General features: G+C 69.8%; 15 protein-coding genes and 1 tRNA gene. 5 read left to right on the top strand and 11 right to left on the bottom strand.

What is annotated here, in order from left to right; translation table 11 throughout:
* Positions 1-12 precede the first annotated feature (12 nt).
* Positions 13-96 (top strand) — tRNA-Leu (locus tag ABXJ52_RS13980).
* 54 nt (positions 97-150) lie between these two features.
* On the opposite strand, the gene rdgB is transcribed toward ABXJ52_RS13980, so the two are convergent.
* The 4 genes from rdgB to ABXJ52_RS14000 all read right to left on the bottom strand — a co-directional run bounded on the left by rdgB (position 151) and on the right by ABXJ52_RS14000 (position 2,420).
* Positions 151-756 (bottom strand): RdgB/HAM1 family non-canonical purine NTP pyrophosphatase, encoded by a 606-nt coding sequence (gene rdgB / locus ABXJ52_RS13985; protein WP_367042327.1) that lies wholly within the window; start codon positions 754-756, stop codon positions 151-153.
* A 37-nt stretch (positions 757-793) separates the two neighbouring features.
* Positions 794-1,189: a hypothetical protein gene (locus tag ABXJ52_RS13990; protein ID WP_367042328.1), complete on the bottom strand. Its 396-nt coding sequence runs from the start codon at positions 1,187-1,189 to the stop codon at positions 794-796.
* A gap of 143 nt (positions 1,190-1,332) precedes the next feature.
* Positions 1,333-2,085, bottom strand: coding sequence for a ribonuclease PH (gene rph, locus ABXJ52_RS13995; protein ID WP_367042329.1), 753 nt, complete (start codon positions 2,083-2,085; stop codon positions 1,333-1,335).
* 101 nt (positions 2,086-2,186) lie between these two features.
* The gene (locus tag ABXJ52_RS14000) at positions 2,187-2,420 is read right to left on the bottom strand and encodes a PTS glucose/sucrose transporter subunit IIB (protein ID WP_367042331.1); all 234 of its coding nucleotides are present in this window, start codon (positions 2,418-2,420) and stop codon (positions 2,187-2,189) included.
* 235 nt (positions 2,421-2,655) lie between these two features.
* Here ABXJ52_RS14000 and ABXJ52_RS14005 point away from each other — a divergent pair, with 235 nt between their 5' ends.
* From ABXJ52_RS14005 to ABXJ52_RS14015, 3 genes are all read left to right on the top strand, one after another.
* The gene (locus ABXJ52_RS14005; RefSeq protein ID WP_367042332.1) at positions 2,656-3,969 is read left to right on the top strand and encodes a PTS transporter subunit EIIC; all 1,314 of its coding nucleotides are present in this window, start codon (positions 2,656-2,658) and stop codon (positions 3,967-3,969) included.
* Between the two features lie 266 nt (positions 3,970-4,235).
* On the top strand, positions 4,236-5,501 hold the full coding sequence (locus ABXJ52_RS14010; protein WP_367042334.1) for a PTS transporter subunit EIIC: 1,266 nt from the start codon (positions 4,236-4,238) through the stop codon (positions 5,499-5,501).
* An 88-nt stretch (positions 5,502-5,589) separates the two neighbouring features.
* Positions 5,590-6,507 (top strand): hypothetical protein, encoded by a 918-nt coding sequence (locus ABXJ52_RS14015; protein WP_367042336.1) that lies wholly within the window; start codon positions 5,590-5,592, stop codon positions 6,505-6,507.
* An 11-nt stretch (positions 6,508-6,518) separates the two neighbouring features.
* On the opposite strand, the gene ABXJ52_RS14020 is transcribed toward ABXJ52_RS14015, so the two are convergent.
* Positions 6,519-7,271 carry an MBL fold metallo-hydrolase gene (locus ABXJ52_RS14020; RefSeq protein WP_367042337.1) on the bottom strand — a complete coding sequence of 251 codons (753 nt, stop codon included), beginning with the start codon at positions 7,269-7,271 and terminating at the stop codon, positions 6,519-6,521.
* A 223-nt stretch (positions 7,272-7,494) separates the two neighbouring features.
* Here ABXJ52_RS14020 and ABXJ52_RS14025 point away from each other — a divergent pair, with 223 nt between their 5' ends.
* Entirely contained in the window at positions 7,495-7,956 is a 462-nt protein-coding gene (locus ABXJ52_RS14025) for a type II toxin-antitoxin system PemK/MazF family toxin (RefSeq protein ID WP_367042338.1), read from the top strand.
* Positions 7,957-8,023: 67 nt separating this feature from the next.
* On the opposite strand, the gene ABXJ52_RS14030 is transcribed toward ABXJ52_RS14025, so the two are convergent.
* From ABXJ52_RS14030 to ABXJ52_RS14055, 6 genes are all read right to left on the bottom strand, one after another.
* Entirely contained in the window at positions 8,024-8,977 is a 954-nt protein-coding gene (locus tag ABXJ52_RS14030; protein ID WP_367042340.1) for a cysteine synthase, read from the bottom strand.
* Positions 8,978-8,983: 6 nt separating this feature from the next.
* Complete coding sequence (locus ABXJ52_RS14035; RefSeq protein WP_367042342.1) at positions 8,984-9,262, bottom strand: MoaD/ThiS family protein; 279 nt, start codon at positions 9,260-9,262, stop codon at positions 8,984-8,986.
* A gap of 162 nt (positions 9,263-9,424) precedes the next feature.
* Positions 9,425-9,526 carry a putative leader peptide gene (locus ABXJ52_RS14040; protein WP_336605789.1) on the bottom strand — a complete coding sequence of 34 codons (102 nt, stop codon included), beginning with the start codon at positions 9,524-9,526 and terminating at the stop codon, positions 9,425-9,427.
* A 69-nt stretch (positions 9,527-9,595) separates the two neighbouring features.
* Positions 9,596-10,399 carry an ABC transporter ATP-binding protein gene (locus ABXJ52_RS14045; protein WP_367042344.1) on the bottom strand — a complete coding sequence of 268 codons (804 nt, stop codon included), beginning with the start codon at positions 10,397-10,399 and terminating at the stop codon, positions 9,596-9,598.
* On the bottom strand, positions 10,396-11,424 hold the full coding sequence (locus tag ABXJ52_RS14050) for an iron ABC transporter permease (RefSeq protein WP_367049046.1): 1,029 nt from the start codon (positions 11,422-11,424) through the stop codon (positions 10,396-10,398). The genes ABXJ52_RS14045 and ABXJ52_RS14050 overlap by 4 nt, the downstream gene beginning before the upstream one ends.
* A 146-nt stretch (positions 11,425-11,570) precedes the next feature.
* The gene (locus tag ABXJ52_RS14055; protein ID WP_367042345.1) at positions 11,571-12,521 is read right to left on the bottom strand and encodes an ABC transporter substrate-binding protein; all 951 of its coding nucleotides are present in this window, start codon (positions 12,519-12,521) and stop codon (positions 11,571-11,573) included.
* Between the last annotated feature and the right edge of the window lie 33 nt (positions 12,522-12,554).

Genomic DNA, 12,554 nt, shown 5'->3' on the forward strand with positions numbered 1-12,554 from the left:
GACGGGCGGCTAGCGGCGGTGGCGCAGTGGCGACGCAGCAGACTTAGGATCTGTGGCCCTTGAACGGGCTTGAGGGTTCGAATCCCTTCCGCCGCACAGTGAATGGCCTGCGAATCAGAGGTTTGATCGCAGGCCATTTCCATGCGCCGCTCAGCCCAACAGCTCCCGTACCACCGGCACCAGCGCCCGGAACGCCTTGCCCCGGTGGCTGATCGCGTTTTTCTCGTCGGCGGAGAGTTCCGCGCACGTGCGGGACTCGCCCTCCGGCTGGAGGATCGGGTCGTAGCCGAAGCCGCCCGTGCCGGACGGGGTGTGGCGGAGGGTGCCGCGGAGTTGGCCCTCCACCACCCTTTCCGTGCCGTCCGGCAACGCGAGGGCCGCCGCGCAGGCGAAGTGGGCGCCCCGGTGGGCGTCCGCGTCGATGTCGCCCAACTGGGCAAGCAGCAGCTGCAGGTTCGCGGTGTCGTCGCCGTGCTTGCCTGCCCAGCGGGCGGAGAAGATGCCGGGGGCGCCGCCGAGGACGTCGACGCAGAGGCCGGAGTCGTCGGCGACCGCGGGGAGGCCGGTGGCCTTGGCGAGGGCGTGGGCCTTGAGGAGGGCGTTCTCGGCGAAGGTGAGGCCGGTTTCCCTGACGTCGGGGATCTCGGGGTAGGCGTCCGCGCCGACGAGGTCGTGGGTGAGGCCTGCGTCGGCGAGGATCGCCCTGAGTTCCGTGATCTTGCCGGCGTTGCGGGTGGCGAGGATGAGGCGGGTCATGGTGATTAGTATCGACCAGCGTCCCGGCCCGCGGACGCTACGGGGTGCAGACCTTGGTCAGCTCGCTCGTCGCGTCGACGATCGGCTTGAGGTCGGGTGTCGCGTCGCCGTTGTCGATGGACGTGCGGACGTTGCCGACGGCCTTGTCGAGGTCGTCGACCGCCTTGTTCACGTCGGTGTTGTCGGTCTTGTCGCCGATCTCGTCGATGTTCTTGTCGATCTTGTCGAGGGCCTCGTCCGCCTGTGTGGGGTCGTCGCCCGCCTTCTCGACGGCTTGCTGGAGGTCGGTGACGCTGTCCGCGATGGCGTCCGCGGTCTGGACGCAGTCCAGGGCCTTGTTGACGGCGTCGCAGCCGACCAGTCCTACGCCCGCCGGTACGGCGATGAGAACTGATGTGATGGCGATGGCGATACGGCGGTGGCGCGCGGCCATGCGTGGGTCCCTCCCCGAGTGCTGTTACGGGCGCACGGCTTTGCCCGGGCGCCCGTAACCGTAAGAACGCTTGTGGGGGGCCTGTTGGTTGCCTGTGGGCCGGGGCCGGTTGGCGGTTGGCGGTTGGCGGGTCCGCTGCTTCTCTACTTCGTTGCTTCGAGTGCTTCGCGCTGGAACGCGGCGAGGTCCTCGCAGCCGCCGACCGCGAGGTCGAGCAGCGCGTTGAGTTCCTTGCGGTCGAAGGGCTCGGCCTCGGCGGTGCCCTGGACCTCGACGAAGCGGCCGTCGCCGGTGCAGACGACGTTCATGTCGGTGTCGGCCTTGACGTCCTCCTCGTAGCGCAGGTCGAGGAGGGGTACGCCGGCGACGATGCCGACGGAGACGGCGGAGACGGTGTCGGTCAGCGGCTTGCGGCCGGCCTTGATGAGCTTCTTGCCCTGGGCCCAGGCGACGGCGTCGGCCAGGGCCACGTAGGCGCCGGTGATCGCGGCGGTGCGGGTGCCGCCGTCGGCCTGGAGTACGTCGCAGTCGAGGACGATGGTGTTCTCGCCGAGCGCCTTGTAGTCGATGACGGCGCGGAGGCTGCGGCCGATGAGCCGGGAGATCTCGTGGGTGCGGCCGCCGATCTTGCCGCGTACGGCTTCGCGGTCGCCGCGGGTGTTGGTGGAGCGCGGGAGCATCGAGTACTCGGCGGTGACCCAGCCTTCGCCGCTGCCCTTGCGCCAGCGCGGGACCCCTTCGGTGACGGAGGCGGTGCAGAAGACCTTGGTGTCGCCGAAGGAGATGAGGACGGAGCCCTCGGCATGCTTGCTCCAGCCGCGCTCGATGGTGATCGGGCGAAGCTGTTCGGGGGTACGGCCGTCGATGCGGGGCGCGGAGAGAGGCGTGGAGGACATGCGGCTGACCCTATCGGCAGATGGAGGGGGTCCCGCGTCCACGCATGGCCGAGGGCCCCGCCGGTCTCGGCGGGGCCCTCGGGTGTCGTGAGGTCAGTTGCTCACATCATGTCTTCGATGTCGGCGGCGATCGGGTCGGCGTCCGTGCCGATGACGACCTGGATCGCGGTGCCCATCTTGACGACGCCGTGGGCGCCGGCGGCCTTCAGCGCGGCGTCGTCGACCAGGCCCGGGTCCTTGACCTCGGTGCGGAGGCGGGTGATGCAGCCCTCGACCTCTTCGATGTTGTCGATGCCACCGAGCCCGGCGACGATCTTCTCAGCCTTGCTGGCCATGGTGTTCTCCCTGTTCTTAAAGGACGCGGCCTCACCACACCGTAGGCCCGCTTTGTCACGGTAACGCACGGTTGGAGCATCTTCGCGGGCGGTTGCGGCACTCGTACCCAATGATGGCGATCAAGGTGCCATCCCTCTTGCCATTCCTGCCGGGACGGCACCGCACTCGTTCCGCAACTGGTCTACACCAGTTTTCAACGCCCGCCAAACCTGGCCTGTTCCGGAGGGGACGCCGATGAGTTCCGAAGCAGCAGCGGTGCCGCAGAAGCGGTGGTGGAACGGGCTTTTCCAGGGCCTGCAGAAGATGGGCCGCAGCCTCCAGCTGCCCATCGCTGTCCTCCCCGCCGCCGGCATCCTGAACCGCCTCGGACAGCCGGATGTCTTCGGCGCGGACGGCCTCGGCTGGGACAACGTCGCCAAGGTCTTCGCGGCGGCGGGCGGCTCGCTCCTGGACTCCACCCTCGGCCTGCCCCTGCTGTTCTGCATCGGCGTCGCGATCGGCATGGCGAAGAAGTCGGACGGCTCGACGGCGCTCGCCGCGGTCGTGGGCTTCCTCGTGTACTACGCGGTGCTTCGCGCCTTCCCCGACGACTGCCCGGCGGACACCACCTTCGGCGCCGCCGGGATGTGGAGCGGCGTCTGTATCGCGGAGGACGGGACGCCCGCGCAGGCGGCGTACCAGAATCCCGGGGTCTTCGGCGGCATCGTGATGGGCCTGCTCGCCGCGTGGTTCTGGCAGCGCTACCACCGCGTGAAGCTGGTCGACTGGCTCGGCTTCTTCAACGGCCGCCGCCTGGTGCCGATCATCATGGCGTTCGTCGGCCTGGTCTTCGCCGGGATCTGTGTGTGGGTCTGGCCGCCCATCGGTGACGCGCTGACCAGCTTCTCCAAGTGGCTCGTGGACCTGGGGTGGCTGGGCTCGGGAATCTTCGGCGTGGCCAACCGCGCGCTGCTCACGGTCGGCCTGCACCAGTTCCTGAACACCTTCGTCTGGTTCCAGTTCGGCGACTACACGAAGCCGGACGGCACGATCGTGCACGGCGACATCAACCGCTTCCTGGCGGGCGACCCGACGGCCGGTCAGTTCACATCGGGCTTCTTCCCGATCATGATGTTCGCCCTGCCCGCCGCGGCCCTCGCCATCACACACGCGGCCCGTCCCGAGCGCCGCAAGGTGGTCGGCGGCCTGATGCTCTCGGTCGGCCTGACGTCGTTCGTCACCGGCATCACCGAACCGATCGAGTACTCGTTCCTGTTCATCGCGCCCGCGCTGTACGCGATCCACGCGGTGCTCACCGGCGTCTCCATGGCGGTGACGTGGGCGCTGGGGGTCAAGGACGGCTTCAGCTTCTCGGCGGGTCTGATCGACTACGTCATCAACTGGAGTCTGGCGACCAAACCCTGGCTGATCATTCCGATCGGTCTTGTCTTCGCCGCCGTGTACTACGTCCTGTTCAGCTTCGTGATCCGCAAGTTCGACCTGCATACGCCGGGGCGCGAGCCGGAGGAGGAAGCGGAAGCACAGGACTCGGAGCAGACGAAGGCGTAGTCGCTGGCAGGGCTCGCGCCGCGGCCCGCTCCCGCATCTCAGCGGAAGACCCTCGGTCCTCAAGGTCCCGGGGTCTTTCAGCGTGTATTTCGCGTTATGGCGGACCCCACAAAACTCGTGGGTTCCTTACGTCACCTTCACCGTGCTACAACAGGTCTACACCACTAATTGGTGTAGACCACGCGGCCGTCGGCCGCGGCCCCCGGAGACGCCGCCGTCCCCCACTTCCGTGTCCCCAGGCGGCGCCTTGCCCACTGGAGGAAGTTGTGTCCACGGCCAGTTCCGCCCCCGCGGCCGAGAAGAAGAAGGGCGCCGGCGTGATGGCTGTCATGCAGCGCATCGGCCGCAGCCTCATGCTGCCGGTCGCCGTGCTGCCCGCCGGAGCGCTCCTGGTCCGCCTGGGCCACGACGACATGCTCGGCAAGCCGTCCATGCCGGACTTCATCAACAAGATCGCCGGCTTCATGGCCGCCGGCGGCGGCGCGATCATGGACAACATGGCGCTGCTGTTCGCCGTCGGCATCGCCATCGGCTTCGCCAAGAAGTCGGACGGCTCCACGGCGCTCGCCGCCGTCACCGGCTACCTGGTCTTCAAGAACGTCCTCGGCACCTTCACCGACGGCAACCTGCCGAAGGAAGCGACCGTCGTCGACGGCAAGATAGTCATGGCCGAGAAGGCCGTCGACGCGGGCGTCCTCGGCGGTGTCGTCATGGGCATCGTCGTCGCCCTGATCTACCAGCGCTTCTACCGCACGAAGCTGCCCGACTGGGCCGGCTTCTTCGGCGGCCGCCGCCTGGTCCCGATCCTGTCGGCCTTCGCGGGCCTGTTCATCGGCATCATCTTCGGCTACATCTGGCCGGTCCTCGGCACGGGTCTGCACAACTTCGGTGAGTGGCTCGTCGGTTCCGGCGCCGTGGGCGCGGGCATCTTCGGTGTGGTCAACCGCGCGCTGATCCCGGTCGGCATGCACCACCTCCTGAACTCCTTCCCCTGGTTCCAGGCCGGTGACTACGAGGGCAAGCACGGCGACATCGCCCGCTTCCTGGAGGGCGACCCGACCGCGGGCCAGTTCATGACCGGCTTCTTCCCGATCATGATGTTCGCCCTTCCCGCGGCCTGCCTCGCGATCACGCACTGCGCCCGTCCCGAGCGCCGCAAGGTCGTCGGCGGCATGATGTTCTCGCTCGCTGCCACCGCGTTCGTCACGGGTGTGACCGAGCCGATCGAGTTCACGTTCATGTTCATCGCCCCGGTCCTGTACGCGATCCACGCGGTGCTCACCGGTGTCTCCATGGCGCTGACCTGGGCGCTCGGCATGAAGGACGGCTTCGGCTTCTCCGCCGGATTCGTCGACTACGCCATCAACTTCGGCATCGCGAAGAATCCGCTGGGCCTGGCCCTGGTCGGCCTCTGCTTCGCCGCGCTCTACTACGTGGTCTTCCGCTTCGCGATCACCAAGTTCAACCTTCCGACGCCGGGCCGCGAGTCCGACGAGGAGATCGCCGAGCTCCAGAAGGCCGAGGGCAAGTAGCCTCCGCCCCACTTCGGGACGTAAGCCCCGCACCGTTGCGACCAACGGTGCGGGGCTTTGTCCGTTCCGTCCGCCTACGGTCGTCCTTATGACGACTCCTCGCGTGACGACCCCCCGCATCCTCGACCTCGACCGCGACGGCCTCGCCGCACTCCGCGGTCGCTCCCTGACCGCTTCCGTGGCCGCCGCAGAGGGCCGCACCATGGTCGGCGAGGTCTTCGCTGACCGGGCCGCCCTCGTTCCCATGCCGGGCATGCCCGGTGTGCACAACGCCGAGCTCGTCGCGGCCTTCGGCGCCGACATCGTCGTACTGAACCTGATCGAGCGGGCCTGGGACGGCGAGCGGCTCGATCTGCCGGGCCTCGGCACGTTCGCCTCGATCACCGAACTCGCCGCCTTCATCGGCCGGCCCGTCGGCGTCAATCTGGAGCCCGGCGACGTCCCCGAGATCCGCCGCGCCAAGCCCGAGTACGCCAGGCGGCTCATCGACATGGGGGCGGCGATGCTCTGCCTGACGGCGAATCCGGGGACGGGCGGTTCGTACGAGGGGCTCGCGCGGGTGACCGAGGAGCTGCGGCAGGGCCTCGGGGACGACGTCGCGCTGTGGAGCGGCAAGATGCACCACGCGGGCCACCCGGAGCGCGTCACGGCCGCACGGCTCACCTCGCTCGTGGACGCGGGCGCCGACGGTGTGGTCATGCCGCTGCCGGGGACGCTGCCCGGGGTCACCAAGGAGCTGGCGGCCGAGGCGGTGGCCGCGGTGCAGGACGCGGGGGCGGTCGTGATGGGGGCGATCGGCACCAGCCAGGAGGGCAGCCACGCGAACGTCGTGCCGCAGCTGGCCCTGAACGCGAAGGAAGTGGGCGTGGACGCCCACCACTTCGGTGACTCCTACCTGCCGGGCATGTGCGATCCGGAGGTCATGTACGCGTACTCGGTCGCGATCCGCGGCCGCCGCCACACCTGGAACAGGATGGCGCTGGGCGGCCGCGGGACCAGGCGCTGACCGGCGGCGCGCTAGACCTCGTAGCTGTGGCCGGGCCGCGCCAGTTCGGCCGTCCCGTCGTACACCTCGCGCGCGTCCGCCAGGTTCACCTGGGGGTCCGTCCACGGCGGGATGTGGGTCAGGAGCAGGCGCCCGGCACCCGCGCGCCGGGCGGTCTCGCCCGCCTCACGGCCGTTGAGGTGCAGGTCGGGGATGTTCTCCTTGCCGTGCGTGAAGGCCGCCTCGCAGAGGAACAGGTCGGTGTCGGTGGCCAGTTCGTCCAGCGCGTGGCACACACCCGTGTCTCCCGAGTACGTGAGGGACCTGCCCCCGTGCTCGACGCGGATGGCGTACGCCTCGACGGGGTGGCACACCTTCTCCGTACGGACGGAGAACGGGCCGATGTCGAACGAGGCCGGCTTCACGGTGTGGAAGTCGAAGACCTCGCTCATCGAGGAGGCCGAGGGGGTGTCGGCGTACGCGGTGGTGAGGCGCTGTTCGGTGCCCTCGGGTCCGTAGACCGGGAGGGGGGCGCAGCGGCCGCCTTCGTGCCGGTAGTAGCGCGCCACGAAGTAGGCGCACATGTCGATGCAGTGGTCGGCGTGCAGATGGCTGAGGAAGATCGCGTCCAGGTCGTAGAGACCGACATGGCGCTGCAGCTCGCCCAGGGCGCCATTGCCCATGTCGAGAAGCAGCCGGAAGCCGTCGGCCTCGACGAGGTAGCTCGAGCAGGCCGAGTCCGCGGACGGAAACGACCCCGAGCAGCCGACGACGGTGAGCTTCATGGAGCGGAAACCTCCGGGGGCGAAACGGGGGTTGTGCGGGGCGTTGCGGGGGGTTCGCGAAGTGCCTGCGGGAGGCTCTTCGGGGAGTCCTGCGGTCCGTCGAGCGTAAGGCGCAAAACGTCAGGTCGCTCCTCCGTCGTGGGCCGTTGTGGGAGAACTCACCTGCGCTGTCACCGGTTCGGGGGGCGCGCGGGGCCGGGAGCGCCCCGGTACCGTCTGCGGTATGGATACGTCATGGTGGCTCGCGCTGGGCGCCGTGGTGGTGCTCGCGGCGGTCGCCGCGGTGGTGGACGGCAGGGGCCGCAGCGACCGCGGGCCCCGCGGCCGGACCACCCGGCCGCCGGGCAGGCCACGCGGGCCGCGGCGGGGGCAGCCCGCGCCGAAGCCCGCGGAGATCTGGTGGGCGAAGGTGCCTTACGAGGACGGGCCGGGCACGAAGGACCGGCCCTGTCTCGTGCTGTCCGTGCGGGGGCAGAGCGCGGTCGTCGCGAAGATCACCAGCAGGTACCACGACGAACGGGCCGGGGTGATTCCGCTGCCGCCCGGGTCGGTGGGGGACGCGCGGGGCCGCCCCAGTTTCCTGGAGACGGACGAGCTGCGGGACGTGCCGGTGTGGGAGTTCCGCAGGCGGGCGGGGATCGTGGATCCGGCGCTGTGGGATCAGGTCCGTTACCTGGCGGGTTGAGCGGCGACGTAAAACGCGGGGCGGGCCGGATGTGTCCGGCCCGCCCCGCGTTCGTCTGTGTTCGGCGCTAGGCCCACAGTTGGCCCTGGAGCGTCTCGATGGCCGCTTCGGTCGTCTCGGCGGTGTAGACGCCGGTCGACAGGTACTTCCAGCCGCCGTCGGCCACGACGAACACGATGTCGGCGGGCTCCCCCGCCGCCACCGCCTTCTTGCCGACGCCGATCGCGGCGTGCAGGGCGGCGCCGGTGGAGACGCCCGCGAAGATCCCCTCCTGCTGGAGCAGCTCCCGGGTCCGCGTCACCGCGTCCGCCGAGCCGACCGAGAAGCGGGTGGTCAGGACGGACGCGTCGTACAGCTCGGGGACGAAGCCCTCGTCGAGGTTCCGCAGGCCGTACACGAGGTCGTCGTAGCGGGGCTCCGCGGCGACGATCCTGATGTCCGGCTTCTGCTCGCGCAGGAAGCGGCCCACGCCCATGAGCGTGCCGGTCGTGCCGAGGCCCGCCACGAAGTGGGTGACGGAGGGCAGGTCGGCGAGGATCTCGGGGCCGGTGGTCGCGTAGTGGGCGCCCGCGTTGTCCGGGTTGCCGTACTGGTAGAGCATCACCCAGTCCGGGTGCTCTGCCGCCAGCTCCTTGGCGACGCGTACCGCCGTGTTGGAGCCGCCGGCCGCCGGGGACGGGATGATCTCCGCGCCCCACATGGCCAGGAGCTCACGCCGCTCCTGGGAGGTGTTCTCGGGCATGACGCACACGATGCGGTAGCCCTTGAGCTTGGCCGCCATCGCGAGCGAGATGCCCGTGTTGCCGGACGTCGGCTCCAGGATCGTGCAGCCGGGCGTCAACCGCCCGTCCTTCTCCGCCTGTTCGACCATGTGCAGCGCCGGGCGGTCCTTGATGGAACCGGTCGGGTTACGGTCCTCCAGCTTCGCCCAGATGCGGACGTCGTCGGACGGGGAGAGCCGCGGCAGGCGGACGAGGGGCGTGTTGCCCACGGCCGCCAGCGGGGAGTCGTAGCGAGGCATCCGCGATCAGACCATGCCGCCGGCCACGGCCGGCAGGATCGTGACGTTGTCGCCGTCCGCGAGCTTGGTGGAGATGCCGTCCAGGAAGCGGACGTCCTCGTCGTTCAGGTACACGTTCACGAAACGGCGCAGCTTGTCGCCGTCCACGATGCGCTCGGCGATGCCCGCGTGCCGCGAGTCGAGGTCGCTGAAGAGCTCGGCGAGGTTGTCGCCGCTGCCCTCGACGGCCTTGGCGCCGTCGGTGTAGGTGCGGAGGATGGTCGGGATGCGGACCTCGATGGCCATGGCTTGGGCTCCTGTCGGGAGAGTCACGTGGGTGGGCGCGCGGCGGCCCGGTCGTGCGGAGTGCGTAAGTGCGGGGTGCGGGGTGCGTGGGCGCGGATGCGCGAGTGCGCAGGGCGTTACGCGGAGGTGGCGCCGCGGCTCACGGCCGTACGGCGGCGGCTGTCAGCGCGAACAGATCGCGCTGGAGAGCCTGCACAAATCGACGTGCAGACGCGCAACGAGCAGCATGCCCGGCATCTTGTCGCTCACGTCGTGGGGAACCATGCGGTCATCGTATCGATTCCCGGTCCGGGTTCTGGAATGTGATCTCACATCGTGGATGGTTTGCGTCCATCACGTGGATGAGGGGAGCCGCGGCGCAGCTGAGGGCAGGTAGGTGACCGTCGGAGCGCCCGTGGCCGGATGCACCGCCACCTCCGCCGTCACCCCGTACACCTCGGCGAGGAGTTCGCTGGTCAGGACCTCCTTCGGCGCACCTGACGCGACGAGGCGGCCGGCGTCGAGCACGTACAGACGGTCGCAGTAGTACGCGGCCAGGTTGAGGTCGTGCAGGGCCAGGAGGTTCGTGGTGCCGAGGTCGCGGACGAGGGCGAGGATCTCCAGCTGGTAGCGGATGTCCAGGTGGTTGGTCGGCTCGTCCAGGACGAGGACCGCGGGCTCCTGCACCAGCGACCTCGCCACCAGGGCGCTCTGGCGCTCGCCGCCGGAGAGCCCGGCGAAGACACGGTGGGCGAGGCCGGCCGCGCCGACGCGTTCCAACGCGTCGGTGACCAAGGCGGCGTCCTGCGCGGTGTCCGCCTCCCAGAAGCGCTTGTGCGGGGAGCGGCCCATGGCGACGATCTGCCGGACGGTGAGCTCGAAGCCGGTGTGCCCGTCCTGCGGGACGGTGGCGATGCGGCGGGCCCGTTCCTTGGCCGAGCGGGCCGCCAGGTCGTCGCCGTCCAGGAGCACGCGGCCGCCGGTGGGCGCCAGGGCGCCGTAGACGCAGCGCAGGAGGGTGGTCTTGCCGCTGCCGTTGGGGCCGACGATGCCGATGGTCTCGCCCCGGGCCGCGTGCAGGGTGACGTCGTCGACCAGCCGCAGGCCGCCGGACGTCTCGTACGTGAGGTTCTCGGTGCGCAGCATCATGCCGGTCATGCGGGGGCCCCTTCCTGCGTACGGTTCTTGCGCAGCATCCACAGGAAGAACGGGCCGCCCGTCAGCGCCGTCAGGACGCCGACCGGGATGTCCTGCGGCGCCGCGACCGTGCGCGCGGCGAGGTCGGCCGCCACCAGGAACACCGCGCCCATCAGGGCCACCACCGGCAGGAGCGCCCGGTGTGCGGCGCCGACCAGCATCCGGGCGGCGTGCGGCACCATCAGGCCGACGAAGCCGATGGCCCCGCTGTAGGCGACGAGTACGCCGGTCAGGAGCGAGGCGAGGACGAAGACGGCGGCGCGGAAGCGGGCCGTGTCGAGTCCGAGGACGGTGGCGCCCTCCTCGCCGACCAGGAGCAGGTCGAGGGGGCGGGCGAGGGCGACGAGCAGGGCCGTGCCGAGAATGAGTGCGATACCGGGCAGCGCGAGCATGTCCCAGCGGGCGCTGCCGAGGCCGCCGAGGGTCCAGTACAGGACTTCCTTCAGGTGGTCGGCGCTGTCGGAGGTGATCAGGATCAGGCTGGTCAGGGCGGAGAGGATGTACGAGACGGCCACCCCGGAGAGGATCAGGCGGCCGGTGGCGAAGCTGCCGCCTCCTGACCTTGCCAGCGTGTAGACGACGAGGAGCGAGAGCAGGGCTCCCGCGAAGGCCGCGGCCGGGATCGTGACGGTGGTGGCCAGGCCCGCTCCCAGGCCGAAGACGCTGCCGAGGACGATGACGGCGACGGCTCCGGCGGATGCGCCGGAGGAGACGCCGAGCAGGAACGGGTCGGCCAGGGGGTTTCTCACCAGGGCCTGGAGGACGGCGCCTATTACTGCCAGGCCTGCGCCTACGGCTGCGCCGAGCAGGACCCTTGGGAGTCTTACGTCCAGAACGATGGTGCGGAACGGGGAAGGTTCCGCACCTCCCGTCAGGATCTCCAGGACGTCGGCGGTGGGTATGCGTACCGAGCCCAGGGCCAGGCCCGCCACGACCGCTGCCGCGAGGGCTGCGCAGAGCGCCGCGATGACTGTCGCGTAGCCCAGGCGTCTGCGGGTTCGTGCGGCCCTGGCGGGGCTCTCCCCAATCCCGCCCCTTCCCGAAACCGGGGCTCCGCCCCGGGCCCCGAACTGGTTGCCGTCAGTCACCGGCTTCGCCGAGTTCGTCCTCAAACGCCGGACGGGCTGAGATTTCACAGCTGGTCCGCCAGCTTCCCCACCGCCGCCGGGGCCCTCACCCCCACCACCGTGTCCGACAGCGGCAGTACCGCGAAGCGCTTGTGCTTGATGGCGGGGATGTCCGCCAGGACCGGGTCGTCGAGGAGGCGCTTCTTCTTCTGGGCGACCGTCGTGCCGCCGTAGTCGAGGATCACGATCACCTCGGGCTTGCGGTCGACCACCGACTCCCAGGACGCGTCACCGAAGGACTTGTCCAGGTCGGCGAAGACGTTACGGCCGCCCGCACGCTCGATGATGTCGTTGCCGATGCCGCGGCCGCCCGCCGTGAAGGCGGTCTTGTCGCCGCTGTCGTAGACGAAGACGGGGACGGGCTTCGACTTCGCCTCCGTCTGCGCCAGTTCACGCTTCGCCGCGGTCACCCACTTCTCCGCCCGCGGCCGCACCCCGAACGTGCTGCCGACCTCGCGGACTTCCTTGTAGACGTCGTCCATCGAGACGGGCTTCTTGGCGCAGCCCTCCACGTTCAGGCGGCTCTCCACGCCTGACTTCGCGAGGGCCCCGCGGCTGCGGCCCTCGCCCGCGAGGAAGGACGACGCGTAGCCGCCGTAGACGAAGTCGGGGTTCGCGGCCAGGAGTTTCTCGTAGGAGGGGTACTCCTTGGCTAGGACGGGGGTGTCCGCGTACGCCTTCGCGTACTTCGGCAGGACCTTGTCGTCCAGGTACGCCGTGCCCGCGATGCGGTCCTCGAGACCCAGCTCCAGCATCACTTCCGTGACGTGCTGGTTCATCGTGACGGCGCGCTTCGGGGGTGCTTCGTACGTCGTCTTCACGCCGCAGTTCGTGACCGTGTACGGGAAGCCTGGGGCCTTGGACTCCGGCTTCGAGTCGGCGCCGTCGGAGGACGAGCACGCGGCGAGCGGGGCCAGCAGGGCCGCGGCGAGCAGCAGACGTATGGGGCGGGACATGGCTGAGCTGCCTCCTCCAGGGGATTTCCGCGT

Origin of the sequence: Streptomyces sp. Je 1-332, assembly GCF_040730185.1 — a bacterium.
Taxonomy (GTDB): domain Bacteria; phylum Actinomycetota; class Actinomycetes; order Streptomycetales; family Streptomycetaceae; genus Streptomyces.

What these genes read in the sequence shown, in the direction of transcription:
- rdgB (WP_367042327.1), bottom strand. Translation starts at nt 756, where the DNA reads ATGACCCGCCTCATCCTCGCCACCCGCAACGCCGGCAAGATCACGGAA.
- ABXJ52_RS13990 (WP_367042328.1), bottom strand. Translation starts at nt 1,189, where the DNA reads ATGGCCGCGCGCCACCGCCGTATCGCCATCGCCATCACATCAGTTCTC.
- rph (WP_367042329.1), bottom strand. Translation starts at nt 2,085, where the DNA reads ATGTCCTCCACGCCTCTCTCCGCGCCCCGCATCGACGGCCGTACCCCC.
- ABXJ52_RS14000 (WP_367042331.1), bottom strand. Translation starts at nt 2,420, where the DNA reads ATGGCCAGCAAGGCTGAGAAGATCGTCGCCGGGCTCGGTGGCATCGAC.
- ABXJ52_RS14005 (WP_367042332.1), top strand. Translation starts at nt 2,656, where the DNA reads ATGAGTTCCGAAGCAGCAGCGGTGCCGCAGAAGCGGTGGTGGAACGGG.
- ABXJ52_RS14015 (WP_367042336.1), top strand. Translation starts at nt 5,590, where the DNA reads ATGACGACTCCTCGCGTGACGACCCCCCGCATCCTCGACCTCGACCGC.
- ABXJ52_RS14020 (WP_367042337.1), bottom strand. Translation starts at nt 7,271, where the DNA reads ATGAAGCTCACCGTCGTCGGCTGCTCGGGGTCGTTTCCGTCCGCGGAC.
- ABXJ52_RS14025 (WP_367042338.1), top strand. Translation starts at nt 7,495, where the DNA reads ATGGATACGTCATGGTGGCTCGCGCTGGGCGCCGTGGTGGTGCTCGCG.
- ABXJ52_RS14030 (WP_367042340.1), bottom strand. Translation starts at nt 8,977, where the DNA reads ATGCCTCGCTACGACTCCCCGCTGGCGGCCGTGGGCAACACGCCCCTC.
- ABXJ52_RS14035 (WP_367042342.1), bottom strand. Translation starts at nt 9,262, where the DNA reads ATGGCCATCGAGGTCCGCATCCCGACCATCCTCCGCACCTACACCGAC.
- ABXJ52_RS14040 (WP_336605789.1), bottom strand. Translation starts at nt 9,526, where the DNA reads ATGGTTCCCCACGACGTGAGCGACAAGATGCCGGGCATGCTGCTCGTT.
- ABXJ52_RS14045 (WP_367042344.1), bottom strand. Translation starts at nt 10,399, where the DNA reads ATGACCGGCATGATGCTGCGCACCGAGAACCTCACGTACGAGACGTCC.
- ABXJ52_RS14055 (WP_367042345.1), bottom strand. Translation starts at nt 12,521, where the DNA reads ATGTCCCGCCCCATACGTCTGCTGCTCGCCGCGGCCCTGCTGGCCCCG.